Here is a 25760-nt window from a genome sequence, read left to right on the forward strand (position 1 = left end):
TTCATATAATAGAAACTTAAAAAAATAATAATTCCAATTGTCCCATACTTCCTGATTTATATCACAAAATTATGAATTTTTTCAGAAGGAGAGAAGGAATTTAACAAATCAAAAAAAACGGAAAAAACTGATTAAACCAGTTTTTCCCGTTTCATTGCTTCGCTAGTTTATTTAGCAGCTGCTAAATTTTCGTTTGCTTGATCCCAGTTTACAACATCCCAGAAAGCTGCGATGTAGTCAGGACGAACATTTTTGTATTTTAAGTAATACGCATGCTCCCAAACATCTAAACCGATAATCGGTGTTTTACCGTCTGTTAATGGGCTATCTTGGTTAGGTGTTGAAGTGATTTCCAATTTGCCATTTGCCATCACTAGCCAAGCCCAGCCAGAACCAAAACGACCAGTAGCTGCTGTTTTGAATTCTTCTTTCATTTTTTCAAAGCTGCCGAAAGCGTCGTCGATTGCTTCTTTGATTGCGCCAGTAGGTTCGCCACCTGCATTAGGTGCCATGATTTTCCAGAAGAAACTGTGGTTGGCATGTCCTCCACCGTTATTACGAACAGCCGTACGAATGTCTTCAGGAAGTTCATTCAAGTTAGATACTAACTCTTCTACTGATTGTTCTGCTAATTCAGGATATTTCTCAATTGCAGCGTTTAAGTTGGTTACGTAGGTGTTATGGTGCTTGTCATGATGCAAGTGCATCGTTTCAACATCAATATAAGGCTCCAACGCGTCGTAGCCATAAGGTAAATCTGGTAAAGTATAAGCCATAATTCAAATTCCTCCTTAAATTTTCTTACATAAAAATAGTAACAAACAATGCACGGTTCTTCAAAACATATGCCTAGTGTGACGAAGAATTCGTTTCCTCATCTTCAATAATTTCAACCTTTTTGAAGATGAACACCTTGCTGAAAATGTAATTGGCGATCACGACGACCACTTGCGTAATGATTTTAGCGACCAAATTGCCTGTATGCAGCATGTCGATAAACAGATACATGCAAGCCATATCCATTCCAAAAGAAACCACCCGTGCCAAAAAGAATTTCCCAAATTCCCAGCTCAAGGCTAAAATGCCTTCTGTTTTTGAATGAAAGACCCAGATTTTATTTGTTACAAAAGCAAAAAGAACCGAACATATCCAAGAAATCGCATTTGAGATCGGCCAGCTCAGATGAAATGCTTGATAAGCCAATGTGAAGCTGACGATGTTTACAATCGTTGCTAATCCGCCGAAAAACAAGTAAATGAATACTTCCCAAAGGTTTTTTTGTTCTAAATAATTTCTAAATATCCGATAAATTTTCATGAGGACTCACTTTCTTATTCTTCTCTACCTATTGTAAGATAGCGAAGCTGCTATTAATAGTCAATTCTTTCTTTTTTTCTTTCTACATTTTTAGAGTTCATCTTGTTATTTCAAGCTTACTTCGCTACAATGGCTCTTGTATATAAAGATTGGAGCGATCACATGACTTTTCGTCAATTAATCAAAGGATCACTTTTTCGTTTCGAGGATCTAAAAAATGCCAGAACTACCCCCTTTTGGAAGTCTATCGTCTACCTCATCGGGTTAAGTCTCCTTCTAGCAATTCCAACTGTCTATCAAGCATTGCAAGTAATGAATCAAATTAAAACAGACAGTTTGAAAATCGTAGACAAAATTCCAGATTTTAAGGTGGAAGATGGCGAGATCAAAACAACGAAACCAGAAAAAGGATTCATTTATCAAACAAACTCTATCATTTTGACTTTCGATCCTGAAGGCAAACGCACCCAGCAAGACGTCGAGAAGGACCTCGTTGGAAATTATTTCAGTATCGGAATGCTAAAAGATCAGGCTTTAGTCGTCTTACCTGACTATGGCGGTGTCAGCTCCGCTATGTTTGGTGATAATGTATTGAAATTCTCTTATAAACAGGAACCGCTAAAAGGACTGACTGGTGATAAATTGCGGACCGGCCTAAAAGATTTGAAGATGCCTGTTTGGACGCCGCTCGTTATGCTCTTAGCCGGTGTATACCCATCCTTTATCAATTTATTTGTCACCCTGCTCTTCGCAGCTATCGCAGGGATGATCGTCGCTAAATTACGCTTACGACGAATCACCTTTTTTGAATGCTTCAAAACAATGATCTTTTGCGCCACGATCCCTACAATATTGGCTACCCTTATATTGCCCTTCCAGCCAAATTTTGATTCAAGTATCTTGATTACTTTTATCAGCTTATTCATCTTTTTACGTATTACTCAGTATTTCCCTAAAATCGAGTTGCCTACTAAGTAACTGCTTACGAGTCTGTAAGCAGTTTTTTTCTGCTATTTTTGTTAGAATGAAGCGAAGATTCCTAGAAAAAATCGAAAAGAGGAGATTCTTATGACAAAACCAATTATCTTTTTACAACGAACCTTTCGCGATGAATTTATCGACAACATTCAAGCGATTGCTCTAGATTACCAAGTCAAAACAGAATTGACAGATGAAGAGGTATCCTCTGTCGAAGTCTCCGTAGGCTGGTCGAAAGAACTGGCTGAGTCCTTACGTTCTTCTAGTCAATTAAAATGGGTGCAGTCGATCTCAGCAGGTGTCGATTATCTTCCATTAAAGGATTTCTCCAATCAAAATATTTTATTATCAAATGGCAGCGGCATCCACGCCCTTTCAATCAGTGAACATATTATTGGTGTCTTGCTCGGCTATTACCGCGGGTTAAACCAATCTGTCAAAAACCAAGAAAAGAAAATCTGGGGGCAAGAATCGATTCACTATGATCAACTCTCCGGTAAAAATCTGTTGGTCGTGGGCACTGGTCACATTGGACAGCAGCTTTCTAAATCCATTCGCAGTCTCGGCGTAAATGTCTACGGCATTAATACTACTGGCCATCCTGCAAACGGATTTGTCGAAACCTATTCGATCAAAAACTTAGCCAAAATCGTTCATGAAATGGACATCGTCGTGGGTATCTTGCCAGGCACCCATGAGACCTATCACATTTTTAACAACGATATTTTTGAAAATATGAAAAAAACCGCTGTTTTTATCAATGTCGGTCGCGGAGACACTGTCCATACCAAAGAATTGACTCAAGCACTCGAGAATAAAGATTTCGCTTTTGCTGCCCTCGATGTTTTTGAGGAAGAACCCTTACCAACCGATAATCCCTTATGGAAAATGGAAAACGTCTTGATCACGCCTCATATTTCAGGAATGACCGTAGACTTTCAACGCAAATTCATGGACATCTTTTTAGCAAATTTAAAAAGTTACGTGGCCTCTAAAGAGCTCTCTGTAAATCAAGTAGAATTGGATCGCGGGTATTGATAAAAAAACGTCCCAAACTCAACTTGCGAGTTTGGGACGTCTTTTGTCTACAGTTTGACTGGAGCTTATTGCTCCAGCTTTTTTTCTGTCTCTTTGATTATATAAACGGGACGCTTTTTTGTTTCCATAAAAATTTTACCAATATATTTACCAATTATTCCGATGCAAAGCAATTGTACCCCACCGATAAAAAGAATAATCGTTACCAAGGAAGGCCAGCCAGCAGTAGGATCACCAAACAATAAGGCCCTCACAATGATGAACAGCATTGCAATTCCCGATACTACACATGAAAATGCGCCGACAAATGAAGCAATATTCAACGGAGCATCCGAAAAATTGACAATGCCGTCAATTGAATAATTGAATAAATTCCAAAAAGACCACGATGTTTCTCCAGCCACACGCTCCTGATTTTCAAACGAGATATACTCCGTCTTAAAACCAACCCAGCTGAATAATCCCTTAGAAAAACGATTATGCTCCGTCAGTTCCAATACGGCATCCACCATTTGTCGCGTCATTAAGCGATAATCACGGGCACCATCCACCATCTCTGTCTCACTGATGCGATTTATCAACTGATAGAATTTCTTCGCGAAGAAACTACGAATTGCTGGTTCTCCTTTACGATCAGCACGACGAGTCCCTACACAGTCAACATCTGTGGTTTCAATCATTTCGATCATCTGCGGCAATAATTCCGGCGGGTCTTGCAGATCCACGTCCATTACAGCCACAAGTTTCCCTTTAGCAGCCTGTAAACCAGCATATAGAGCTGCCTCCTTGCCAAAATTTCTAGAGAAAGAAAGGTATCGTACAAAACTATATTCTCTAGCTAACTTTCGTAATACGTCCAACGTTTGGTCCTCAGAACCGTCATTAATAAATATATATTCGAAATCATAAGAAACTTTCTTTTTCACTTCTTCCATTTCTACAAAAAAAAGAGGAATCGCTTCCTCTTCGTTAAAACAAGGAACAATCACTGATATCATTCGATCCACTCCTAAACTTACTTAAAATCATACTTTGGTTCGTCCAGTTCAGTATCGTAATCAACAACAAGATCATACCCTTTGAAAAACCATTCGTCGGATTCTTCAATATAAAAGAGCTGATCCTCTCCTTTTGTTTTTACAAGTGGAATGTCTGGTGTGTCAACAGACATTCCTACTGAAAAGCCATCATGGACTTGTGTTTTCCCGTATACTTTTCCATAAAATTTGATTCCTTGACCCTCTGCTAATTCAAGTTCCTTTTTGAACCATTCTTGTGCTTTGGGTGTTATTGTTAATTTCATCTAAATGTCTCCTATCCATTCATTTTCTCATCGAGGTAATCGACATCTTCATCGCGGCCAATCACTACTAAATGATCATTTTTTTGTACGACTTCTTCTGCCGAAGGTGTCACGATTGGGTCTTGTTTATCCCGCCGGATCGCTACAACGTTCAAGCCAAAGCGCTGGCGAAAATCTAGTTCCTCCAATGTCTTCCCGTAAAACTTTCGATTGGTCACATTGACTTCCGCCAGAGAGAACTCATCAGAAAGCTCAAGGTAATCCAAAATATTTTTAGACACGAGATTATGGGCGATCCGTTGACCCATATCACGCTCAGGGTGAACCACGCGGTCCGCACCGATTTTATCCAGCACGCGAGCATGGTATTCATTTTGGGCCTTTGCTAGAATGTTTGGAACACCCATCTCCTTCACCATGAGAGTAACTAAGATACTCGCCTGGATATCCTCACCAATTGCGACAATCACATGGTCAAAATTCCGTATACCTAAAGAACGCAACGTCATCTCGTCCTGTGCATTAGCGACCACCGCATGAGTCGCAATGTTCATGTACTCATTCACACGGTCTTCACTACTATCAATTGCTAAGACTTCCTGCCCTGATTCAACTAATGTGCGGCAAATACTTCCGCCGAATCTCCCTAAACCAATAATGACAAAACTTTGTTTCATAGTCTCTCCTCATGTATTGCTAGTGTAATTTCTTATAAAAAACCTTGATTTTGTTATTAAAACTCCCATTCTCAGTATAACAAAGAGCGGGTTAATAAAACAGAGAATGACTCTCTATTTTATCAACCCGTGTTTAAAGGCATATATAGCAGCTTGTGTACGATCTTCGACTTCCAATTTCGCTAAAATATTTGACACATGCGTCTTCACTGTCTTCAATGTAATGAAAAGTTCATCTGCGATTTCTTGATTGCTCATTCCCTGAGCGATCAACAATAAGATTTCCTGTTCACGATTCGTCAATTCCTCATGAAGAACATGTCGGTTTCGATTCGATAATTGCTCCATCATTTTTGTCGTCACTTCAGGTTCCAGCACACGCTCCCCATTGTAGGTCTTGCGAATGGCATTAGCAATTTCATGCGCGGTAGAGGTTTTTAATAAATACCCCGATGCTCCCGCTTCAATGGCAGGATACACTTTTTCATCATCTATAAAGCTAGTCACAATCAAAATTCTTGCCTCAGGCCATTCCTTCAAAATCTTCTTCGTTGATTCAATTCCATCCATGACCTCCATGACTAGATCCATCAAGATCACGTCTGGTCGAAGCGCCATCGCCTTCTCATAGCCCTCCTCACCATTCTCAGCCTCACCTACTACTTCTACATCTGATTGAATGGATAGGTAGGAAGAAACACCCAAACGAACCATTTCATGATCATCAACTAATAACACTCGTATCATCTTCTGCCTCCTAGCTTCTATTTTAATATGATCGGCATTTACAGCACCTTTTTAATAACATCAAATACTTCAAACTGGCGCTTGCCTTTACTTTATCATTCTACTGCTGGCGACGTTTCCTTTACAACTGGAACTTTTATCTCAATGCTGGTTCCTTGGCCCTTAAAGCTAATAATCTTAGTGGAGCCGCCAACTCCAGCAATCCGCTCACGAATATTGCGTAATCCGTAGCTTCCTGCATGTTCATCCTTTTCCTCAAATCCAACACCGTCATCGATCACGCGCAACAGAATATTCTGTCCAACAATCTTTAAATACACTTCTAGTTCATTCGCTTTGGCATGCCGCAATGTATTTGATAACAGTTCTTGAACTACTCTAAATAATTGATCTTCAATACTAGGGGAAACTTGAATGTCTTGCACATCCCATTTCAATTGAATCTGAATTTTTGTTTGCAGTTCTTTTAATAATTGCTCGATTCCTTGACGCAGGCTCTTGCCTTCCAAACTGATTGGTCGCAGATGAAGCAGCAACGCCCGCATTTCTGATTGTGCCGCATTGATGATATCCGCCACCATGGCTAACTGCTTCTTATAAGGCTCTAGCTCTTCTGAATGTTGAGATTGCTCATTTAACGCAGACATCATCATCATCGCCGCAAAAAGCTGTTGAGAGACCGAATCATGAAGTTCCCTTGCGAGACGATGCCGCTCTTCTTCTAGTATTTTCTCCTTAGCAGTGCCATCGACCATCTGCGGCAGACTGCTTAGCTGCTGCAGCTCTCGTGACATACTCACCAGCTTTTCTTTGATCCGTCTGATGTCATGATCTACTAAAAGCATTTCCTTATTTTGTGAGATCGCCACATCCAAAGATGGCTGATCATAGTTTCCAGAAGCCAGACTTTGTAATTTCCCTTCAATCTTTCCTAATTGGCGCTTTTCTAAAATAGTCACCAAAAAATAAACCACTGCACTTACTGTCAGAGAAATCACAAGGATATGAAAGAACAATGGAATATAAAAAATTCGTGCGACAAATAATTGCGCAAACATTTGCTTTTTCCCGATCGCGTACATGTATAAGAACAGCGTTGTAAGAATCAATAAAAAAGAGATGAGTCCTGAATAAAGGGATATTTGTAACCGAGAATATTTTCCCATCATACACGAATCACCTCGACGTCCCCAACCAATGTATTGGTCACTATCTTCAATCTTCGGGGGCTTTCATCATAATCCTCACTATAGATCTTAATCGTTTCATTCCGAAGAACTTGTGTATCTTCATCAAAATCCACTTTTCCGTATAATGTCGCATGCTCAAAAAGAATTCCGATCCCATAGGGAACTAAAATTCGCGTGCGGCCAAATCCTTTACGAACGATTACGACACTGTCTTCTTTTGGTAACAATGTATTGCCTAAATCAACAATCGTATCGCCAGCTAAAATCGCTACATTGATATCGTCCCATTCAAAAACCTGTGTTCCGATTCGATCATTGCCGATCCAGTTCTGTTTTTTTCGCTCACCATTGTGGCTCGTTGGATCTGTCGTTTCTACCATTACTATGCTTTTCTTATTCTTTAGGGAATGATTCGGTATAGAAATACCAGCAATCTCAAAGCCCTTAAGGCCAAGAAAGATCACAGCAAAAATCAACATCAGCCACGTTGCAGGACTATTCACCAGACAAATGATCAAGATGACAGAACCTAAAATCAACTGAAATTTCCCACGCCGATGCTTATGCATCGCCCAATAGATATTTAATACCCCAAAAAGCAACATGATCAGCATCGCTGGATTTGAAGATAGTTGCCACAATAAGAAAATTGCAAGTAAGGCTTCAATGACAATGAAAAAGCGCCATGGACTTTTCATTTATCTTTCCTCCCAACTTATTTTTAATTTATACCTTATTCTACTTTTTTTATACGTTGAATACTATCGGTCTAAGGTCGCAACCTTTTTTCTTCCGAACGTAAAAGAAAAGAGGCGACCAGCGCCTCTTTCGTGTTTTTAGTTCTGTTTTACATTCACAATTTTAACTTGCATATTGCCGCCAGGCGTCGCAATCGTTACGACATCTCCAACGACTTTCCCAATTAACGCTTGAGCAATGGGGGAATCATTTGAGATCTTCCCAGTTAAAGGATCAGCTTCCGCTTTCCCAACAATCGTGTATTCCTCTTCTTCGTCATCCGGCAATTCAACGAATGTCACCGTTTTCCCGATTGAGATTTCATCAGAATCAACATTTTCATTGTCAATGATTTGAGCGAAGCGAATCATATTTTCTAATGTATTGATACGACCTTCCACAAAGGCTTGTTCATCCTTCGCAGATTCATACTCAGAGTTTTCAGATAAGTCGCCAAAGCTTCGAGCGATTTTAATTCTTTCAATGATTTCGCCACGTTTTACTGTTTTCAATTGTTCTAATTCCTGCTCTAGTTTTTCTTTTCCTTCTAGAGTCATAGGATAAGTCTTTTCTACCATTTTTCTTCTCCTTCAATCAACAAAATTACGAAAGGTAATCTTTTATAGATTTAATCCACAAAAGATTACCACGTAATGACTATAATGTAAATTGTTTATTTCTCTTTATTCACATATTTTTCGACCAGCTCCATATGCTCTTCGTACGTTTTCGCATAATACACTTTTCCTGTCGAAATATCTGCAACAAAATAAATGTAATCATTCTCCGTTGGATCAAGAACAGCAAGGATCGCTTCTTGACTCGGATTATCAAATGGACCAGGACCATACCCAGCGTTCGTGTATAGGTTATACGGTGAATCCACCTGTGTATCTTTGATCGTAACTACTTCTTTGTGTTCACCTAATGCATAAAGAATTGAGATATCCGATTGCAACGGCATCTGTTGATCGATCCGGTTAAAGAAGACTTGCGCAATTTTCTTGCGGTCGGATTGTGTAACCCCTTCTTTTTCAACTAAGGAAGCCAGCGTCATTACTTCTTGTACATTCAATCCTTTTTCTTTGATCTTACTATAGTAAGGCGTCAATACTTGGTTCGTTGTATCCACCATTTGAGTAACTAAATCTTCCAGACTTCTATTTTTGTGAACATTATAGGTTGCTGGGAACAAGTATCCCTCTAATCGATAGCGTACATCCTTGGCGTTTCCTGCGTCTGTTAACAGCTCTGGGTACTGATTCTTCAATTGGTCAAAGAATTTCTCATCTTTCATTACTTTGATGAAGTCTTCCTTCTTGAAGTCCGTCTTCTTAGCTATCAGACTAGCAATTTTATCAACATCGTAACCTTCTGGAACCGTCAATTTCGATGCATCATCCAATGGTTCTGCGCTTCCGCCTTGCTGCAACTCTTTACTAATTTGGTCCAAAGTCATGTTTGGTGAAAATTGATAATAGCCCGCTTGGAAATTCGTCAAATTCTTAAATTTTGTATAGAAGTTAAAGACCATACCATCTCGGATAACATCTCCATCTTCTAAGATATCTCCAATTTGGCGATTCGATGAGCCGCTTGGCACTTCAACCTGTACTAGTTTCTTGTCATTTCTATCTAATGGTTTTAAGCCAGCGCTCACGTAATTATATCCTGAGATGGCTAAAATCCCGGCAACGATCAAAATACCGATCGTCAATATATAAACAATTTTACGGACGACTCGATCCTCTTTGCGACGTTCTGCTCGTTTCAAGTTGCTCTCCTCACTTAGGTCCCCTTCAAATTCTTCGTCCATATGACGAAGTTCATCAAATTTCTCACCGATTCTATGGAAGATCGACGGTTCTTCTTCAACCTCTTTATCATGTGTTAACTCTTTTTCAACTTTCGGATTATCCGTTATAGATGAAATTACTTTCGTCGAACTCTTTTTAGAGTTTGGATGTTTCGTTGAAGTTGTTATTGTGTCCTTTTTTGAAGGGTCTGTCTTTTGATCTTTCTTTTCAATCGCTTTTTCTTCATCAACTATGCTTTGAGATGAAGCGGTGCTTGCTTTACGTATCCCTGATTTTTTCTCATTATTTGATGGGGTCGTTTCAGCTTTTTCTGCTTTATTTTTCGTTTCTTCTTTTTTAATTTCTTTCTCAGTCGGTTCAGTCTTCTGCGCAGAGGGAGATGTATCTTTCTTATTTTGTCTATTGCCAAATAAGCGCTCATAGGATGAAGCCAAATCATCATCATCGTGAGTATCTTTTTTTGCTTTCGAAGCTTCAGGTTTCGTGCTTTTTTTTGGTGGAGACGCTGTCTCACGATTTTTTCTGCCCTCTTCTAAAGCCCGCATAATCTGCTCTTTAAAAGATCCTTCTTCTGAGTGTTGGTTTTGATCCTCAGACAAAAAACAACTCCTCCTTACTTCATGTCATAACTTAAACCATTATACATGAAATAAAAGAGGAGTGAAATGTATTTATTGAATAGTTAAAGTTTATTTTGACTTTTAGTTCTATCAAGAACGAACACAAGCATAATTGGAAATGAAAGCATAAATGGATAAATATATCTTACTAAGGCTACTGGACCCAAAATCAAAGTTCCGTAATACATGGATAAAAATATATAAATGAAGTAGCTAGATCTTAAATTTTTATGTTTAGAATAAAGGAATAAAATTATATACATCCAAACAGTAAATCCTGGAGAAAACAGCAATGACAGAATGGAAAAATTTTTATAGAAATGATTTTTATAAAACGCGTTAATTATTTTTTGCCTCGTTTTAGGAAAACGACTGCTTTTGTCAAATTCCCCATATATTTCTGATTCTCTGCTGTTTACCTCTACGATAGGAATTTTATAATAATTATCAGGAAATTGAAAATTTGGATCCCAATAACCTTGAGTCATCATCAAAAAAGCATCAGTATAATTTTTTTTATTTTTTATGCCCACTTTACACCATAACTTGATAAAATCTCCAGTTGAATTACCAGATTTTTTTAAAGTAAACGGCCCTTTAACGTAATCGGATATTCTAGGGTTGTAATTCTTGATATTTTTTTCAGGAACATAATTAAAAAGCTCCTTTTTTTCATTTAATGTAAAAGAATTTTGATTATTATTATAACTTCTCGCTAATTGCTGTAATGGAACACTATACATTTGTCCTTGCATTCCAGGCTGTGCTTTAGTAATTACTACTAACACTTGATCAGTAACAAGAGTAAAAAAGCTACCTAAAGCAAAAATAAAAATTAAGTTACTTCGCACTTTTTTATTTTTAATAAATAGCAAGAATGGAATTGTAGCTAATAGAGCATAAATTGCATTATTCCTAAATAGTCCCACTAGGACGATTATAATAATTAATTCAATTGCTTTATTTTTACTCAATTCCTTCTTCTCTAATGTGTAGTATTCACAAAACTTAAAAATCAAAAGGAAGAAAAACGTAGAGAACAGAGTATCCTTTGTAATATAAATTGGCGTTAACATATTCAATGGGAATAAAGCATAGTAAACGATGATTGAAAAATATAAGAGTTTATTTATTTTAAAACTTGAGAGTCTACTACAGATATATGCATTTACGCTAAGACAGATTAGCATTTGAAAAACTGTTTGAACTATAGTACCAATATAATAGCTTCCAGTTAATTTGCCTACTAGAATTATCATGTTAAGAAGTAATGTATGAATTACTGGATGATGTTCAGTGATACTATTATTTAGTAGCTGATATATTTGCATCGCAGAATCATAAGTATAAATACCTGGCCAAAAAATTAATAATATAGGAAGCCATGCAATCAAAAAAACAATAAATAGAAAAAGAAAATTATACTGTCTGTTTAGTAAATACCGTTTTGTTTTAAGGGGCTTAAATTTTAATAGACTAATTAATAATGAGTAAATCAAAATAAAAATACCCGTGATTGCAACCAAATTTTTTAATAAACTTAGAAATCCATATGAAAGTTCTCCATAAATAGAAAGATCTCTACCAGTCTTCAGAAAAACAGAAAAAAGTATTGCAGGAAAAACACAAAATAAGAAATCTTTTCTCTCTACTTTTCTAATGGAAAACCTATACCAAAAAAAAATAGGTATGACTATAAGAATCCATATAAATGAAGATTTAATAATTGAAATATCTGATACTGGAAGCATATAAGGAAAAGAAATAGCTGTAAGTATTGACAATAGTAGGATTAATACTCCTTCATGCTTAAATCCCTTTATCTTTAACATTTTTTTCACCATAAATTTTGTATAAATTCAACTCATAACTTTTCTTATCATCTGTTACAACTGTATCTAAGATTAAGCCTGTTACAAGCAATAATAAAGACAATGTCATAAGGCCTGTAGCTAATATTGCAGAAGGTATTTTAGCAATAAATCCCGTACGAATAAACTCGCTAATTACTGGTATACCTGCTACCAATCCTAGTAAAAAAAATAAAGCAAACCACATTGAAAAAAAGAAAAGCGGCTTATAATCTTTGCACATTTTAAAGATAGTCATCAATACTTTTATACCATCAGAGAACGTATCCAACTTTGATTCGCTCCCTTCTGGACGATCTCTATAATCTATGGGTATTTCGACTAGCTTGAATCTTTTATCTAAAGCATGGATTGTAAACTCAGTTTCAATCTGAAATCCACTACTCATAACGGGAAAGCTTTTTACAAATAATCTATTAAATCCCCTATATCCTGTCATAACATCTTTTATATTTGCTTTATAAAGCCAATTTATCGAATTCTTGACTAAGTTATTTCCGAAGTCATGGAAAGCTCTTTTATTTTCACTAAAGTATGTCCCGTTTGAGAGTCTGTCTCCAATAACCATATCCGCACGTTTTTCCTCTAATGCTTTTATTAATTCATGGCATGATTCCGCAGGATAAGTGTCATCACCATCCACCATTAAATAAAAATCAGCTTCAATATCAAAGAACATTTGACGAATCACATTCCCTTTACCTTGTCTAGGTTCTCTCCGTACAATTGCACCTTCCTCCTTTGCAACTAGATAAGTATCATCTGTTGAATTATTATCGTATACATAAATGTCCGCATCAGGTAATTCTCTCTGAAAATCATTAATTACCTTTTTTATTGTCATTTCTTCATTGTAACATGGGAGCAGTACTGCTATTTTGTTTTCCATTTCACTAATCTCCTTAAAAATAAATACTAATACAAGAATACAAGAGTTGAAAAATTTTTTCTACTGCTTTTCCATTCCTTCCAAAAATAAATTAAAAATGGAATCTAAATTTAACTGAATATTTTAAGACATCAAAAAGACATTAACTTAAATTTCTCTAGTTAATGTCTCTAATTTAAACCAATTTTTCTGATACTAAATATTTTTTCATGCCTTCTTTTACACTGAAGCACGGTTTATATCCTAATCCGTTCAATCTAGAAATATCAGCAACAGAGTCTCTGATGTCGCCGTCCCTCTCAGCTTCATGTTTCACAGTCAACTCAATTCCTAATGCCTCATCAATGACTTCAATCAAGTCATTCAAAGTAATCGCGTCACCTGTTCCAACATTAAACTGCTTGCCTAGAGCTTCCTCTTTATTTGCGACAAGTAATAACGCTTGGACAACATCTTCAACAAATACAAAGTCACGAGATTGAGAACCGTCACCAAATAATGTGAACGGCGCATTCTCTCCAAGTTGCATTTTCTTATAGCGATCAACCAAAATTGAGATTACACCGCTATAAGGAGATTCGGGATTCTGATTGGGCCCGTAAACATTAAAGAAACGCACTGCACTAGTATTAACGCCATATAGACGATAATAATCCAAAACATACTGCTCCGCAGCGAACTTATCGACTGCATACGGTGTTAAGGGACGAATGACCGATTCTTCTTTTTTTGGCAGCGTTGGTTCATCGCCATATACTGCAGCTGAAGAACTAAAAACCAATCGCTTCAAATTTTTTTGATATTTTCGAACGAATTCCAACAACATTAGAACACTTTCAAAGTTAATCTGGTGTGTTTCTACTGGGCGCTCAACTGAATCAGCAACGCTAGCAATCGCCGCTAAATGAAAGATGTAATCAAACGTATCATTTGAGAGGATATCTGCCATTAATTCGCCATCTGTTACAGATCCATTAATGAATGTAAGGTTTTCCCCTTTAATTAGGTTCTCCTCTTTTCCCATAGATAAATCATCAACTACAGTAACTGAATTTTCTTTCGATAAATGATTCGCTAATGTGGAGCCGATGAATCCGGCACCGCCTGTGATTAAATAGTTATGCAACAAACAGTCCCCCTTTTATTTAACTCTTTTTAAAATCCATTTTCTTGAACTCTGAATAATCTCATTTTTAGAATATCTAAAGTAAAATAGAGTTATGGCTAAATAGAAAATTATCCCTATACCTATCTTTATTATAAGTCTAAAAAATATTGACAATGCTTCCAATGGTAGACTATTTAGCATAATCATCATTGCTATCCCTGATACAAAAAATACAACAAATGGACTGACAAATATTTTAAAAGATATTTCTTTTCGAGCCGCATATATTTGATAAATTGCAAGCACACTTTCTGATAAAAAAGTCGCTACAGTAGCACCTAGTAGGCCTAAAGGTTTAACTAACAATAAGTTAACAATGATACTGGTTATGGCACCTAGCAAAACAGACACTACAAACGGCCTATCTTTGGATTGTGGAATCAGATATTGGGTCCTGATTACATTTCCAAGTGCATAGAATGGCAAATACAAAGCCAAACCATTAAGAACTAATATACTTGCACTGAAGTCTCTCCCATAAAATAATGGGATAAAGTCTTTTGAAATACCTAAAATACCAAAAGCAAATGCTATTGAGAGAAACAACGCAAAAATTATAGAGTAATTAAGATATTTTGTAGCTTGATCTTTTGAGTCCTTTTTTTCATAGATCGCTGCCATCTGAGGTAGCATTACTGTTCCTAACGCCGCTATTATTCCCTTAGGCATTGACAAAACTTGACTACCTGCATTATAAAATCCTACGTCTTTTATGCTACTTAGATTTCCTAAGAAAACTGAAGTGAAACTAGTGTATATGGTTGCGGAGACAATAGGAATGAATAAGATAGCAGAGGGTTTAAAATGTTTAGCTACATCTGATAACTTAATTTTTTTATAAAAAATATAATTTTTTATTTGAAACCAAGTAATCAAGAAGCCTACAATCGCACTTCCATTCATGATTAAAGTATATATCCAAAGGTCGCTCTGATTTTTAACAAGAAGAAATATAAATATTAAAGTTGACAACTTGACCAAAATATTTCTAACGATAACAATATTAAATTGCTGAATTCCATAAAAAAACCAGTTTATATCTAACATATAGCTAACAATGAGAAATACTTGAAGTAAAGCAATATCTTGATACTGTCGAGCAAAATTGGAAACATATACAAAGTAAAGAATTATACATAAAATTCCACTAAGCAATTGTATCCCAAAAATTTCGAAAAACAGTATGCTTCGCTTTTCAATATTCTCTCCGACCTTAGCTATAGATCGATTTCCATAATGGTCTACTCCTAACTTGACTACTAGAGCAAAATAAATTGCAATAGAATAAGTGTAGTTATAAATACCAATCTTTTCTGCTCCGAGAATTCGAGCAATATAAGGCATTGTTAGCAATGGGAAAATAATAGAGAACACTTGATAAAATGCATTTGAGAAAAAATTCTTTGCAATATTTTTCATATTACTCTTCATCTCCTAAACCGTTGAACGATTTTACAAGAAAATCACTATATGTTCCTGAGCTATATTGAACTTCTTTATAAGTTAACTTATGAATATTAGTCAGTTCACATAAATGTAAAAATTCATTTTCTTCGTACATCTCATTTAACTGAAATTGAAGAAGATGCGAATTTCCGTTGGTTTGCAAGGGTACTTTTTTCCACTCGCTCTTGTAACATCTTACAACTATACTAAAGAAGATATGAAAAAGATAATAATTAACTAAAATATTGTGGTCTTTCCAGTAATCCAAAAGTAACCTCCTTGTTTCAGTAATAACTGGGTTATTTTTTTTTGCTGATAAAAACCAACTTGATATTAAAATGGGGCTCTCTTGACTATCATTAAAAGTAGTCCTGAATGCAAATAAATCCGCATCAGTAATATGCTTTTCTATAGGCCCTGTTAATAAGACCGTCGCATCAATCCAAATACCTCCATAATTAGATAGTAAGTCCGCACGAACAATATCTGAAAATTGTGCATTTGAAATGATCCCTTTTTTCCACTTTTTCATAATATAATCCGGAAGATGAAGAAAATTATCTAGATTTTTTTCATCCAGAAAAATAATATCTTTGTCTTCGCAATTTTCTTTAACAGAATGAAGACAAGTACGTACTAATTCAGGTGATTGTTCGATACCTTGTAACCAACAAATCCAAACATAATTACTAATTTCCATTTCTTCTTTTTTATATTGAGGCTTGTATCTTCTAACTAAATAATTATATGCATTATAAGCTCGCCTATCTGCATCCAAAGATTTAGAGTATTTAAGTCTGGGACGATATACAATTGTACCGAGAGCTATTTTCTCAATTAGTTTTGCTAATTCCATTATTTTCAAACCTATCTTATAAAATTTTAATTGTCCATTTCCATAATAATTCGATCACCAAGTTCTTTACTAGCCATACCTGATTCAAAAATTCCAAGCCTCTTATTGAATCTTTCAATTGAAGTAAAATAATCTTGCTCATCGAAAGTTCTAATTTGTTGAATAAGCTGATTGCTATTTTTTGAAACGGGGAATGGTAAGTCTTCTAAATCTAACACTAATCCACGACTTTTCATATACTCATCATAATCGTAAGCATATAAAAAACACTTCTTCTTCGAAACTAACATCTCTCCAAAAATAGACGAATAATCGGTAATTAAAATTTCTAATGCGCACAATAACTCTTGAGTATCCGGATAGTCATTTGCGTTTATTATATAATCTATTTGTGTCAATTCGTTAATTAAGGGTGCGTGTTTCTTAACGTCATTAGGGTGAAGCCTTAACAAAATAATAATCTCATTTTTGAACTTAGCCTCGGATGTCTCTTTTATATTTTTTAGAACTTCTGGTTGAATTTTAAGGCTGCCATCCTCTCTAAAAGTAGGAGCATATAGTAAAATTTTTTTCTGTTTATCAATTTCATAGTAGCTATAGACTTTTTCAATCACTGAAAGATCATTTTTTACAATAATGTCGTTCTTGGGAATTCCATTTCTATAAAATTCTCCCGAATACCAAAATGTATACTGTAAATTTCTAAATAGGCTTGAATGTTCAAAAACTAACAAATCACACATTTGGGAATCTTTTTTTGCTATTCTTACATATCTTTTACTAAGAGAACTCTCGATATCATGTTCAATTCTCTTTAATCCAAACCCCGCGTGCCAGGTTTGAATATAAAATTGGTTTTTTCGTTTCTTAGGATGAAAATTTTTTCGACAATTATCAATCCAAATTTTTGCAGTATGCAGTTCTAATAATGCTTTAAAAGAATTATTCTCAATTAAACGGACCTCACTTGGAAATTCAGTTCGCTTATTCTCTATAACTTCTGTCTTACACAACCAAACTATATCTAAATTAGAAAAATTTTCCAGTAAATAATTAACAATATATTTTGGATTTTCTCCATACGATTTTCCCCAAAAATTAGACACAACTATTTTATTTTTTTTGACAGGAAAAAAGATAAAAATAGGGTAGCATAAATAGAAAATTGAATAATCAAAAATCCTTAAAAAGACTGTTCTAATTAATTTCAGTTTTAATTCCAAAAAAACACTTCTTTCTTATGTAAATCTATGCTTAGGCCTCTTTTTAGGAAAATATTGATGAACCAATTGACCCAATAATAACCAGAAGATGAAAGCTCCAATCTTATTAACCAAAATGATTTCTGATGACAAAACAGCATTGATGCTAATTGCTGCAATGATTAGAATGTCATAAAAATAGACTGTCTTATAAAGATCTCTATCTAATAAAACAGACTTTATAGCTGCAAAAATTTTAGTCACATAGAAAGAAAAAAATGTAATAAAGCCCATGATACCTGTTCCAGCAAGCGTATGAACTATAAAACTATGAAGTGAGAGCCCTGTCTTAGCAACATATGATTCAGGAAGAAATGCTTTAGCGTAGCTCACAATACCTTCACGTGATGGTCCCACACCAAACAGAAAGTTTTGTTTAAACATTAAAAATCCTGCTTTCCAAATCCCAAAACGCCCATTTGATAAATCATCAGAATCTGATACATCGTTTCTAGTCAAATTAACTGCTTTTTCTTTATTGCTGGCATTAATACTTTTCTTAGTCGTTTCTGTTCTCAAACCATAAATAAAATCCGGAATTAAAGTCAGTCCTTGTTTTAAAATATTCAAAAAAACAAAGAATATTCCTGTAACAGTCATACTAAATATAATACTTAACAATAAACTTAAAGGTATAGATTTCCCTTTTTTTACTAAATATTGATTTACTATAGTAAATCCAGCAATAAAAACAACTGCCAATGTTTCAACTAAACCAGTTCTAGAGCCAGATAACAAAATGAAACTTAGGCAAAAAAAACTATTTACATAAAGGAAAATCCTTAGAATCTTACCTTTTATTTGTTTTTGGAATAAAAACATAAATGAAAATATTATTGATACTAAACAGATTGTTGAAGCAAAGTTTGGGTCTGAAAATACCCCAAAAAGTCTATTCTCTAAAAATCCAAGTCTTAAAGGATGAAATCTATTTGGTAATTTAATACTGTATTGAATCTGAAAAACAAACATGATATTTGAGATAGTTACTAATAAAAACCAAATTGCAATTAGAATTTTAGCGAACAATTCAATTATCCGTTTAGAAGAATCCTTATAATGACTAAATTCATATATTACAAGTAAATATATGCTTTCATTTAGTAAAATCTTGATATTTGAACTCAAACCATAATGATAGTTTATTAAACTCGAGATTCCCATAATGATCAAAAATAGGAATAAGAGGATATTGTATGTAAATTTTCTTGCCTTAAGCATTTGAAATAAGTCATATGCTATGAAAAGTACACCAACTAATCCAGCAGGTACAACAAGAATTGTATTTAAAATTTTGGGTATGAAATCATATGGCCCAAATTCTTTCAAAATTAAAATCGTCCCGAAATAAATAATATAGAATGAACGAAATCGTTCAATATATGACTGAATCTTAGTATCTACAACCATTTAAAAAAGCTCCTCTTTCAATATCATAACTGTCTTTTCTAAAGACTCGTTAAAGTCGAATTTAGGCGTCCAGCCGAGACTTCTAATTTTTTTATCATCTAATAAAGCTAAAGTAGCAGTCGAAAAGCCCTTTTTTTCTAACTCATCAGGTAATTCAAATATAACCTTTGTTTTCGAGTAGGACGCAATACTTTCAGCAAATTGTTTCAGAGTCACATCGCCGTTAAGACCTTTAATATTATAGGCCTCACCCCTGATTCCTTTTACTATCAACATCAATAATGCAGACGCAACATCAGCAACATAGCTATATGAAAATAACTGATCACCTTTACTTTTAAGAATGACATTCTGATTGTTTACACCATTAAAAATAAATTGAGTTGAGGCCTTTGAATCCCCTCTATCAACTGTAGGACCGAATACTCGACTAATTCTAGCGATAACAATATCAAGATTATGTTTCGAGATATAAGCTTGACACAAAGCCTCGCTAGTTCTTTTGGCTTCACTGTATCCAGCTCTTAAAGTATTGCAGTCTATATATCCCATGTAACTTTCATCAAAATATTTAACATCTTGCCTATTTTCTCCATATATTTCAACGCTGGAGAAGAAAATTGTTCTTTCAACTTTTTTCTTTCGAGCAAACTCTAAAATATTTTGAGTACCAATAATATTAGTAGTAATAGTTCCAACTGGATCTGTAGCGTATAGTTTAGGATGTGTGTTACTTGCAGCTTGTAAAATATAATCACATGTTATCTTGTCTGAAATTTCTTGATTAATATCCATTTCTAAAATACTAAAAGAATTTTCAAAAACGTAGTTAGAAAAAATTTTTACTAATTTTTCTCTATTTCGCCCCACACCAATCACAATATTATTTAAGTCGTATTTTTTATTAGCATACATTAACACATCTATTAGAAAACGACCAATCAATCCTGAGGCACCAAAAATTAAAAAGCGCTTATTTCTTATATTCAAATTGGCAAAATCTTCAGAGACTATTGAAATATCATTTGTGTAATCTTTATTGGATTGAAACAATTTTAATTCAACTCCTAATCATTCATTTTAAGATAAGCTTTAAAGAGTTCTAAATCATCAGTAGTGGTTAATTTAATATTTTTATCAGATCCTGCAGCAAAATATAGTGTTTCACCTAATTCAACCATCATTGTATTAGTATAGGAAGAATCAGTCATACCTATATTTTCTTCGATAGCTCGATTATAAGAAGACAATAAAGTTTCATATTTATATGCTTGTGGAGTTGAGACTCTTCTAATAGTATTTCTATCGATATACGAGGTGGTAGTTGTTTCCGTATCTTTGATAAAAATCTGCTCATTATATGGTAAAGAAGTTACAGCATTTCCATACTCTTGACATTTAACAATTACATCTGATAAAACTATCTCATCTACTAAAGGTCTAATTCCATCATGTATAATAATTGTATCATTTGCTTCAGAAAATTCATCTAAAAATTGAACTCCTTTATTTATAGACTCCTGACCGATGCTCCCACCCTCGATTATCCATTTAACTTTTTTTAGACCAAACTCATTGATATATCCTTGAAGAGTATCTTCCCATCCCGATTTACAAACAACTAAAATTCTATCTACTAATGGATGATGCTCAAAAGACTCCAAAGTATAAATGATAATTGGCTTATTATTTATCATAATAAATTGTTTAGGTATTGATTGACCCATTCGTTTACCAACTCCGCCGGCAATAATCACTGCAGTTATCATACTATTCAACTCCCTTATTTTCTTAAAATTTGCTTATATAAAATAGAGTATAGGCTTGAATTAATTAGGTATAAATGTAATGCTATTTTTTTTGTAATAGGAATCTCGTTATTTCCCCTGATGTCTATTAGCAATTTTTTGATTTCTAATTTTGAAATTTCATAATACTTTTTTTGATCAGTATTTTCTTTATTTGAAAGACCTATTTTAAATCCTGTAGATAGGTATCCATCTACTAATCTAGACATGGCAAGATCTAAAAATTCAGGAAAATCTACTTTTATATTTTCCAGTAAAATTTCCCTTTGGATAATATTATCATATTGTTTAGGATTGAAATTTTGATACACAATACTATTTATATTTTGAAAATAGAAGATTCCTAAAAAATTTAGAACATCCACGGATTTCGCTATTTTGAATGCATTGTAGATAGGTACCATATCTTCATACAATTTCCCCTCTGGAAATTCAATGTTACCAATAATTTCTTTTTTAAAAACTTTATTCCAAGCGTAAAAATCAATTGCTTTACTTTTAAAAAGTAACTTGATAGCTTCTATGTTACTACATCCTATATATTCTTCGTGTGACAAGCTAACAGAGTCTTCTTCAGTTTTTCCTTTTTTTAAACCAAAGCAAATTATATCGGGTTTATGTTCTTGAAAATCGTTTATAACCGCATCTATACAGCCTGGCAAATAGTAATCATCGCTATCTAAAAAAGCTATGAGATTACCCGTGGCTTTTTTTAATCCATAATTTCTCGCGGAGGATAAGCCTCCATTTTTCTTGTGATAGCAATAGATTTTTTCTGACTTTTTCGACAGCGATTCACAGATTTGACCACTGTTATCAGTTGAACCATCATCAATAAGTAACACTTCTATATTTCCAAATTTATTATCAAACAAACTCTTAACAGCTCTTTCCAATGTGGTTTCAACATTATAAACTGGAATCACTATAGAGAGCTTCACTTTATTTTCTAAGCTTACTTTCATATATTCGTCCTCTAATTTTATTAGGTAAAAGACTAATTACGATATGTGCAGAACAAGAAATTAGAAAATCTGTAATAGAGCCTAACCCAGAATGATAAATAGCTTTTCTACCTTTCAAACCATCTAAAAAGTATTTTTTTCCGCCTCGACGAGCGTACATATTCTCTCCTGTTCTTGCATAAACAAGAGATTCCTGAATATTTTTACCTTTATAACCAGCTTTTAGCAACCTCACCCAAAGATAGTAATCTTCAAATCCCACCATTGGTTGATAATTTCCCACATCTAATACTGCCTTTTTCTTAAACATTACCGTCATATGATTAAAAGGGTTTCGTTTTTTTGAGAAATTACGAATTTCTAGATTAGATTCTGGTACTACTCTTCTACCGATAATACTCCCTGGTGATTCATAAAACTCATCAATGTTAGAACCAATAATCGCTAGCTCAGGATCGTTAACAAATTCAAGATATTGTTTTTCAATTCTTGTTGGAAGCATTATATCATCAGTATCCATCCTAGCGATCAAATCATACTTACATACTTCAACACCTACAGCTAAAGCTTTTCCTAACCCAACATTACTTTCTAAAGGAACAACTTTTAGCTTTTCTAAATTATCTTTTTTAAAATCAATGATTACCTCTTGTAACTCATCTGTAATTGGCCCGTCCAAAATTAGGACTATTTCATTTACATTAACAGTTTGATTTAAGGCGCTTTTCAATGACTGCCTAAAATATTCAGGCTTTTCTTTTATATATACGGACATCAGTAAACTAATATCAACGCTTTTCAAAAAAGAACACTCCTTTTATTTAAAGATCTTCTCTCTAGGAAAATCCATTTTATCTAATGATGTACATATTTCCTCTTCTTCTAATCCTTGCGAAGAAACTTTATCGAACAGAATCTTAATCGTCTGTAATAGAATTTTTAAATCCAGCATAAAAGAATACTTCTTGATATACAACAAGTCAAATTTTAATTTGCTGTTGTAGTCCGAAGCATACTTTCCATAAACCTGAGCGTACCCCGTGATTCCTGCACGAACGTTATGGCGTAAATAGTAGTAAGGATTCTCTTTATTAAATTGCTCCACAAAAAATGGGCGTTCCGGCCGAGGCCCGACAATGGACATATCCCCTTTAAGAACATTGATCAACTGAGGTAATTCATCGAAACGTACTGCACGAATAAATTTGCCCACCGGAGTTACCCGAGCATCGTTACTTTTAGCTAAAACAGGACCCGATTTTGATTCAGCCGTCGCGCTCATTGACCGAAATTTGTAGATTGGAAATTCTCTTTGATCTTGAGTAATTCGTATTTGCTTATAAATAATTGGACCAGGCGATGTTACTTTAACTAAAATTGCAGTAACCAACATGAATGGAGAGGCTATTACTAGTAAAATCAGTGAAACTAAAATATCAAAAATACGCTTAAACATCGCATCTTCAGAAGGGATTCTAAAGCCAGATGATTCAATGATGCTTTCATCTTCAAAGTTCATGATGTTAGGATTGATCGTCACTAAATTTTCAAACGTCGTATTTAAGAATAGCTTCTTTTCTTTTTTAGTGACTAACTGATAGACTTTCAGCTTCTCTAATTCTTCAATATCCGAAGCTAGATAAACGATATCTACATCGTCAATAATTTCAACCAAATTCTCATAAAAATGATCTATCACGATAGATTGCACTTTATGTTTATTGTTTTTTTGTGAGCCAAAATTTTGAATTGCCGGTGCGACATCCTTCTCGAATCCCAAGATAGTAATTTTCTTATCTGAACTTAGCTTCATATACGCTTTATAGATAATCGTACGATAAATGATCAATAATATCGTTCCTAAAAGAAAAGAAATCAAGATCACAGTTCTCGGAAAAGCAAACCACCGCCCCGCAAAGGTAATGATCATAATCCCTAATGACATAAGAAATTGGCCAATAACTGTTACAAAGACAATGTCACTCACAATACGATTATAGAAAACATAAGCACCTAGTAAAACATTCAATATAATAAAGAAAAGAGAAATAAACAATGCAGAACTTTCAAACGTTTGAAAGTTTCTTACTGGAATTTCTCCACCAAATTTTAGCAAAAAACTAAAGTAGATGGAGACATTATAAACGATCACGTCCATCAAAATAATAAATAGTCGACGTGCGGCGCTCCATTCGCCATTTTTATTCATACAAACACTCCTAATCCACAAAATAATCCATTACACATCTTACCATACAGGCTATAAAAAGAGTAGTATTCGTAAAAATGTAATAAAAAAGATAAAAACAATAAAAGCGATCAAATTCTCTTATTTGATCGCTTTTGCCGATATTTGATTCATCAAAATCTAGTTCTCTTCATCATTTAAAAACTATAATATTTTTAAAACTATCAACAGAATTTTCACCAAAAAGAATTTAATATGATGAGCATCATTTCTGCTGTTAAGAAACCAGCATCTTTATCTTGTTAGTTGAAATCGATAAATACTATTTAGTGATTGTAATGTTTTTTATCAATGAAGCAAATCGATGCATTAATAAAGCAAGAATCGTAGTTGATACAATAATTGAAAATGCATAAAGCAGGCGATTCCCAATAAAAATTTTGTCACTTCTGAATAATTGAATGAATAAACCTTGATACAAATATAATTCAAAAGAGAATGGTTTTAACAGATTATAGATTGTACTCTTAAATGTTATTCGATAGCTAAAAAGGATTACTAATGCGGAAAAAAGTAAAACTGAAAGCGCTCGAATAATTGGATGATAAAAAATTTCATCCATATACAAAAACATGCTGAATAATACTGCTAAAATCCCAAGGGACATCTTGTAATTTTTAAAACAAATATTGGTTATTTCATCTTCTTTTGATCCCCAAATTACTCCTAAAGGAAAACAAAAAACAGCATTTGTCCACCATTCTCCGTAATTCAGGAAACTAGCTATCAAAACCACTATTACAACATTAAAAATAAGAATCGAAAATAATAGTAAATAGTTTTTCTTTCCTAAATAGGCACTAATAAAAAAGGCTAAGTACAAGTATAGGATCATTATAGTAAACCATCCATTTCCAACAAATGGATTTCCATTTATTAGGGAATACATTGCTGTGAGGACGTTTAATTTTCCAATCAAGTTTCGATAGATAAAGTAAACAATCATCGCTAGTAAAAATGGCATGAATATACTAATGCTCTTTTTTTTAAAAAAACTGTCTAAATAAGTTTTTCCTTTCTTTCTAAATTGCTTTATCATTCCGTAACCTGAGACAAAAAAGAATAAGCCCACAGCTAACCTACCAGCAATTATCAACCTAGAAGACAAAAAAGAGTCAGGATAATCTTTAAGAATTTGAGATAAATGATGTAGAATCACAAAAAAAACAGCAATTATTTGCAGATTAGTTGTAGTTTCAACTGATAAATTATGATTTTGGTAATCTGAATTTTTCACGATCGTTGATATGATAAAAAAAACAATAATCAAAAAAATGAAATCCATTTCAGTCCCCCTTTTCCTTATACCTATATTGTAGCAAAAAGTAGAAGTTAATATTAGTATCTATCTTCAACCTAAAAATATGCAACACACAACTCGTGTTGCATATCTAAAGCAAACTATTGGTACT

25 protein-coding genes are annotated in these 25760 nt (G+C 34.2%); 2 read left to right on the top strand and 23 right to left on the bottom strand.

Going from position 1 to position 25760, the window contains the following annotated elements:
* Positions 1–167: 167 nt before the first annotated feature.
* The gene (locus tag I592_RS10235; protein WP_010780284.1) at positions 168–776 is read right to left on the bottom strand and encodes a superoxide dismutase; all 609 of its coding nucleotides are present in this window, start codon (positions 774–776) and stop codon (positions 168–170) included.
* Positions 777–849: 73 nt separating this feature from the next.
* Positions 850–1317 carry a GtrA family protein gene (locus tag I592_RS10240; protein ID WP_010780283.1) on the bottom strand — a complete coding sequence of 156 codons (468 nt, stop codon included), beginning with the start codon at positions 1315–1317 and terminating at the stop codon, positions 850–852.
* 162 nt (positions 1318–1479) lie between these two features.
* Between I592_RS10240 and I592_RS10245 the strand changes: the two genes are divergently transcribed.
* Positions 1480–2295 (top strand): DUF1189 domain-containing protein, encoded by an 816-nt coding sequence (locus I592_RS10245; RefSeq protein WP_010780282.1) that lies wholly within the window; start codon positions 1480–1482, stop codon positions 2293–2295.
* 90 nt (positions 2296–2385) lie between these two features.
* A complete protein-coding gene (locus I592_RS10250) occupies positions 2386–3333 on the top strand; it encodes a phosphoglycerate dehydrogenase (RefSeq protein WP_010780281.1) in 948 nt (315 codons plus the stop codon).
* A gap of 65 nt (positions 3334–3398) precedes the next feature.
* On the opposite strand, the gene I592_RS10255 is transcribed toward I592_RS10250, so the two are convergent.
* The 21 genes from I592_RS10255 to I592_RS10355 form a co-directional block, all read right to left on the bottom strand.
* Positions 3399–4331 carry a glycosyltransferase family 2 protein gene (locus I592_RS10255; RefSeq protein WP_010780280.1) on the bottom strand — a complete coding sequence of 311 codons (933 nt, stop codon included), beginning with the start codon at positions 4329–4331 and terminating at the stop codon, positions 3399–3401.
* 17 nt (positions 4332–4348) lie between these two features.
* Positions 4349–4636, bottom strand: coding sequence for a HesB/YadR/YfhF family protein (locus tag I592_RS10260; RefSeq protein WP_010780279.1), 288 nt, complete (start codon positions 4634–4636; stop codon positions 4349–4351).
* An 11-nt stretch (positions 4637–4647) separates the two neighbouring features.
* The gene (locus I592_RS10265; protein WP_010780278.1) at positions 4648–5313 is read right to left on the bottom strand and encodes a potassium channel family protein; all 666 of its coding nucleotides are present in this window, start codon (positions 5311–5313) and stop codon (positions 4648–4650) included.
* Positions 5314–5427: 114 nt separating this feature from the next.
* Complete coding sequence (locus I592_RS10270) at positions 5428–6060, bottom strand: response regulator transcription factor (protein WP_010780277.1); 633 nt, start codon at positions 6058–6060, stop codon at positions 5428–5430.
* Positions 6061–6155: 95 nt separating this feature from the next.
* On the bottom strand, positions 6156–7229 hold the full coding sequence (locus I592_RS10275; protein WP_010780276.1) for a sensor histidine kinase: 1074 nt from the start codon (positions 7227–7229) through the stop codon (positions 6156–6158).
* Complete coding sequence (gene liaF, locus I592_RS10280; RefSeq protein ID WP_010780275.1) at positions 7226–7948, bottom strand: cell wall-active antibiotics response protein LiaF; 723 nt, start codon at positions 7946–7948, stop codon at positions 7226–7228. The genes I592_RS10275 and liaF overlap by 4 nt, the downstream gene beginning before the upstream one ends.
* Before the next feature lie 138 nt (positions 7949–8086).
* A complete protein-coding gene (gene greA, locus I592_RS10285; RefSeq protein ID WP_010780274.1) occupies positions 8087–8566 on the bottom strand; it encodes a transcription elongation factor GreA in 480 nt (159 codons plus the stop codon).
* 95 nt (positions 8567–8661) lie between these two features.
* Positions 8662–9804, bottom strand: a complete 1143-nt coding sequence (gene mltG / locus I592_RS10290; RefSeq protein ID WP_044926532.1) for an endolytic transglycosylase MltG — start codon at positions 9802–9804, stop codon at positions 8662–8664.
* A 683-nt stretch (positions 9805–10487) separates the two neighbouring features.
* The gene (locus tag I592_RS10295; protein ID WP_010780272.1) at positions 10488–12269 is read right to left on the bottom strand and encodes a DUF6020 family protein; all 1782 of its coding nucleotides are present in this window, start codon (positions 12267–12269) and stop codon (positions 10488–10490) included.
* Positions 12235–13185: a glycosyltransferase family 2 protein gene (locus I592_RS10300; protein WP_010780271.1), complete on the bottom strand. Its 951-nt coding sequence runs from the start codon at positions 13183–13185 to the stop codon at positions 12235–12237. The genes I592_RS10295 and I592_RS10300 overlap by 35 nt, the downstream gene beginning before the upstream one ends.
* A 175-nt stretch (positions 13186–13360) precedes the next feature.
* The gene (locus tag I592_RS10305) at positions 13361–14311 is read right to left on the bottom strand and encodes an NAD-dependent epimerase/dehydratase family protein (RefSeq protein ID WP_010780270.1); all 951 of its coding nucleotides are present in this window, start codon (positions 14309–14311) and stop codon (positions 13361–13363) included.
* 15 nt (positions 14312–14326) lie between these two features.
* On the bottom strand, positions 14327–15772 hold the full coding sequence (locus I592_RS10310; protein ID WP_010780269.1) for an oligosaccharide flippase family protein: 1446 nt from the start codon (positions 15770–15772) through the stop codon (positions 14327–14329).
* Position 15773: 1 nt separating this feature from the next.
* Positions 15774–16655, bottom strand: a complete 882-nt coding sequence (locus I592_RS10315) for a capsular polysaccharide synthesis protein (protein WP_010780268.1) — start codon at positions 16653–16655, stop codon at positions 15774–15776.
* 26 nt (positions 16656–16681) lie between these two features.
* A complete protein-coding gene (locus I592_RS10320) occupies positions 16682–17878 on the bottom strand; it encodes a CDP-glycerol glycerophosphotransferase family protein (protein WP_010780267.1) in 1197 nt (398 codons plus the stop codon).
* Positions 17879–17893: 15 nt separating this feature from the next.
* A complete protein-coding gene (locus I592_RS10325; protein WP_010780266.1) occupies positions 17894–19327 on the bottom strand; it encodes an O-antigen ligase family protein in 1434 nt (477 codons plus the stop codon).
* A complete protein-coding gene (locus I592_RS10330) occupies positions 19328–20380 on the bottom strand; it encodes an NAD-dependent epimerase/dehydratase family protein (protein ID WP_010780265.1) in 1053 nt (350 codons plus the stop codon).
* A 14-nt stretch (positions 20381–20394) separates the two neighbouring features.
* The gene (locus tag I592_RS10335; protein WP_010780264.1) at positions 20395–21096 is read right to left on the bottom strand and encodes an IspD/TarI family cytidylyltransferase; all 702 of its coding nucleotides are present in this window, start codon (positions 21094–21096) and stop codon (positions 20395–20397) included.
* A 14-nt stretch (positions 21097–21110) separates the two neighbouring features.
* On the bottom strand, positions 21111–22100 hold the full coding sequence (locus tag I592_RS10340; RefSeq protein WP_010780263.1) for a glycosyltransferase family 2 protein: 990 nt from the start codon (positions 22098–22100) through the stop codon (positions 21111–21113).
* On the bottom strand, positions 22078–22902 hold the full coding sequence (locus tag I592_RS10345) for a glycosyltransferase (RefSeq protein WP_010780262.1): 825 nt from the start codon (positions 22900–22902) through the stop codon (positions 22078–22080). The genes I592_RS10340 and I592_RS10345 overlap by 23 nt, the downstream gene beginning before the upstream one ends.
* Positions 22903–22917: 15 nt before the next feature.
* Complete coding sequence (locus I592_RS10350; RefSeq protein WP_010780261.1) at positions 22918–24309, bottom strand: sugar transferase; 1392 nt, start codon at positions 24307–24309, stop codon at positions 22918–22920.
* 301 nt (positions 24310–24610) lie between these two features.
* Entirely contained in the window at positions 24611–25585 is a 975-nt protein-coding gene (locus I592_RS10355) for an acyltransferase family protein (protein WP_244265166.1), read from the bottom strand.
* Between the last annotated feature and the right edge of the window lie 175 nt (positions 25586–25760).

Origin of the sequence: Enterococcus gilvus ATCC BAA-350 (genome assembly GCF_000407545.1) — a bacterium.
Lineage (GTDB): Bacteria > Bacillota > Bacilli > Lactobacillales > Enterococcaceae > Enterococcus_A > Enterococcus_A gilvus.

Bases quoted from the DNA above. Each gene is read 5' to 3' on its own strand.
- I592_RS10325 (WP_010780266.1), bottom strand. From the start codon at position 19,327: ATGGTTGTAGATACTAAGATTCAGTCATATATTGAACGATTTCGTTCA.
- I592_RS10275 (WP_010780276.1), bottom strand. From the start codon at position 7,229: ATGATGGGAAAATATTCTCGGTTACAAATATCCCTTTATTCAGGACTC.
- I592_RS10315 (WP_010780268.1), bottom strand. From the start codon at position 16,655: ATGGAATTAGCAAAACTAATTGAGAAAATAGCTCTCGGTACAATTGTA.
- I592_RS10350 (WP_010780261.1), bottom strand. From the start codon at position 24,309: ATGAATAAAAATGGCGAATGGAGCGCCGCACGTCGACTATTTATTATT.
- I592_RS10245 (WP_010780282.1), top strand. From the start codon at position 1,480: ATGACTTTTCGTCAATTAATCAAAGGATCACTTTTTCGTTTCGAGGAT.
- I592_RS10270 (WP_010780277.1), bottom strand. From the start codon at position 6,060: ATGATACGAGTGTTATTAGTTGATGATCATGAAATGGTTCGTTTGGGT.
- I592_RS10240 (WP_010780283.1), bottom strand. From the start codon at position 1,317: ATGAAAATTTATCGGATATTTAGAAATTATTTAGAACAAAAAAACCTT.
- greA (WP_010780274.1), bottom strand. From the start codon at position 8,566: ATGGTAGAAAAGACTTATCCTATGACTCTAGAAGGAAAAGAAAAACTA.
- I592_RS10340 (WP_010780263.1), bottom strand. From the start codon at position 22,100: ATGAAAGTAAGCTTAGAAAATAAAGTGAAGCTCTCTATAGTGATTCCA.
- I592_RS10235 (WP_010780284.1), bottom strand. From the start codon at position 776: ATGGCTTATACTTTACCAGATTTACCTTATGGCTACGACGCGTTGGAG.
- I592_RS10265 (WP_010780278.1), bottom strand. From the start codon at position 5,313: ATGAAACAAAGTTTTGTCATTATTGGTTTAGGGAGATTCGGCGGAAGT.
- I592_RS10250 (WP_010780281.1), top strand. From the start codon at position 2,386: ATGACAAAACCAATTATCTTTTTACAACGAACCTTTCGCGATGAATTT.
- liaF (WP_010780275.1), bottom strand. From the start codon at position 7,948: ATGAAAAGTCCATGGCGCTTTTTCATTGTCATTGAAGCCTTACTTGCA.
- I592_RS10255 (WP_010780280.1), bottom strand. From the start codon at position 4,331: ATGATATCAGTGATTGTTCCTTGTTTTAACGAAGAGGAAGCGATTCCT.
- mltG (WP_044926532.1), bottom strand. From the start codon at position 9,804: ATGGACGAAGAATTTGAAGGGGACCTAAGTGAGGAGAGCAACTTGAAA.
- I592_RS10335 (WP_010780264.1), bottom strand. From the start codon at position 21,096: ATGATAACTGCAGTGATTATTGCCGGCGGAGTTGGTAAACGAATGGGT.
- I592_RS10260 (WP_010780279.1), bottom strand. From the start codon at position 4,636: ATGAAATTAACAATAACACCCAAAGCACAAGAATGGTTCAAAAAGGAA.
- I592_RS10310 (WP_010780269.1), bottom strand. From the start codon at position 15,772: ATGAAAAATATTGCAAAGAATTTTTTCTCAAATGCATTTTATCAAGTG.
- I592_RS10300 (WP_010780271.1), bottom strand. From the start codon at position 13,185: ATGGAAAACAAAATAGCAGTACTGCTCCCATGTTACAATGAAGAAATG.
- I592_RS10295 (WP_010780272.1), bottom strand. From the start codon at position 12,269: ATGGTGAAAAAAATGTTAAAGATAAAGGGATTTAAGCATGAAGGAGTA.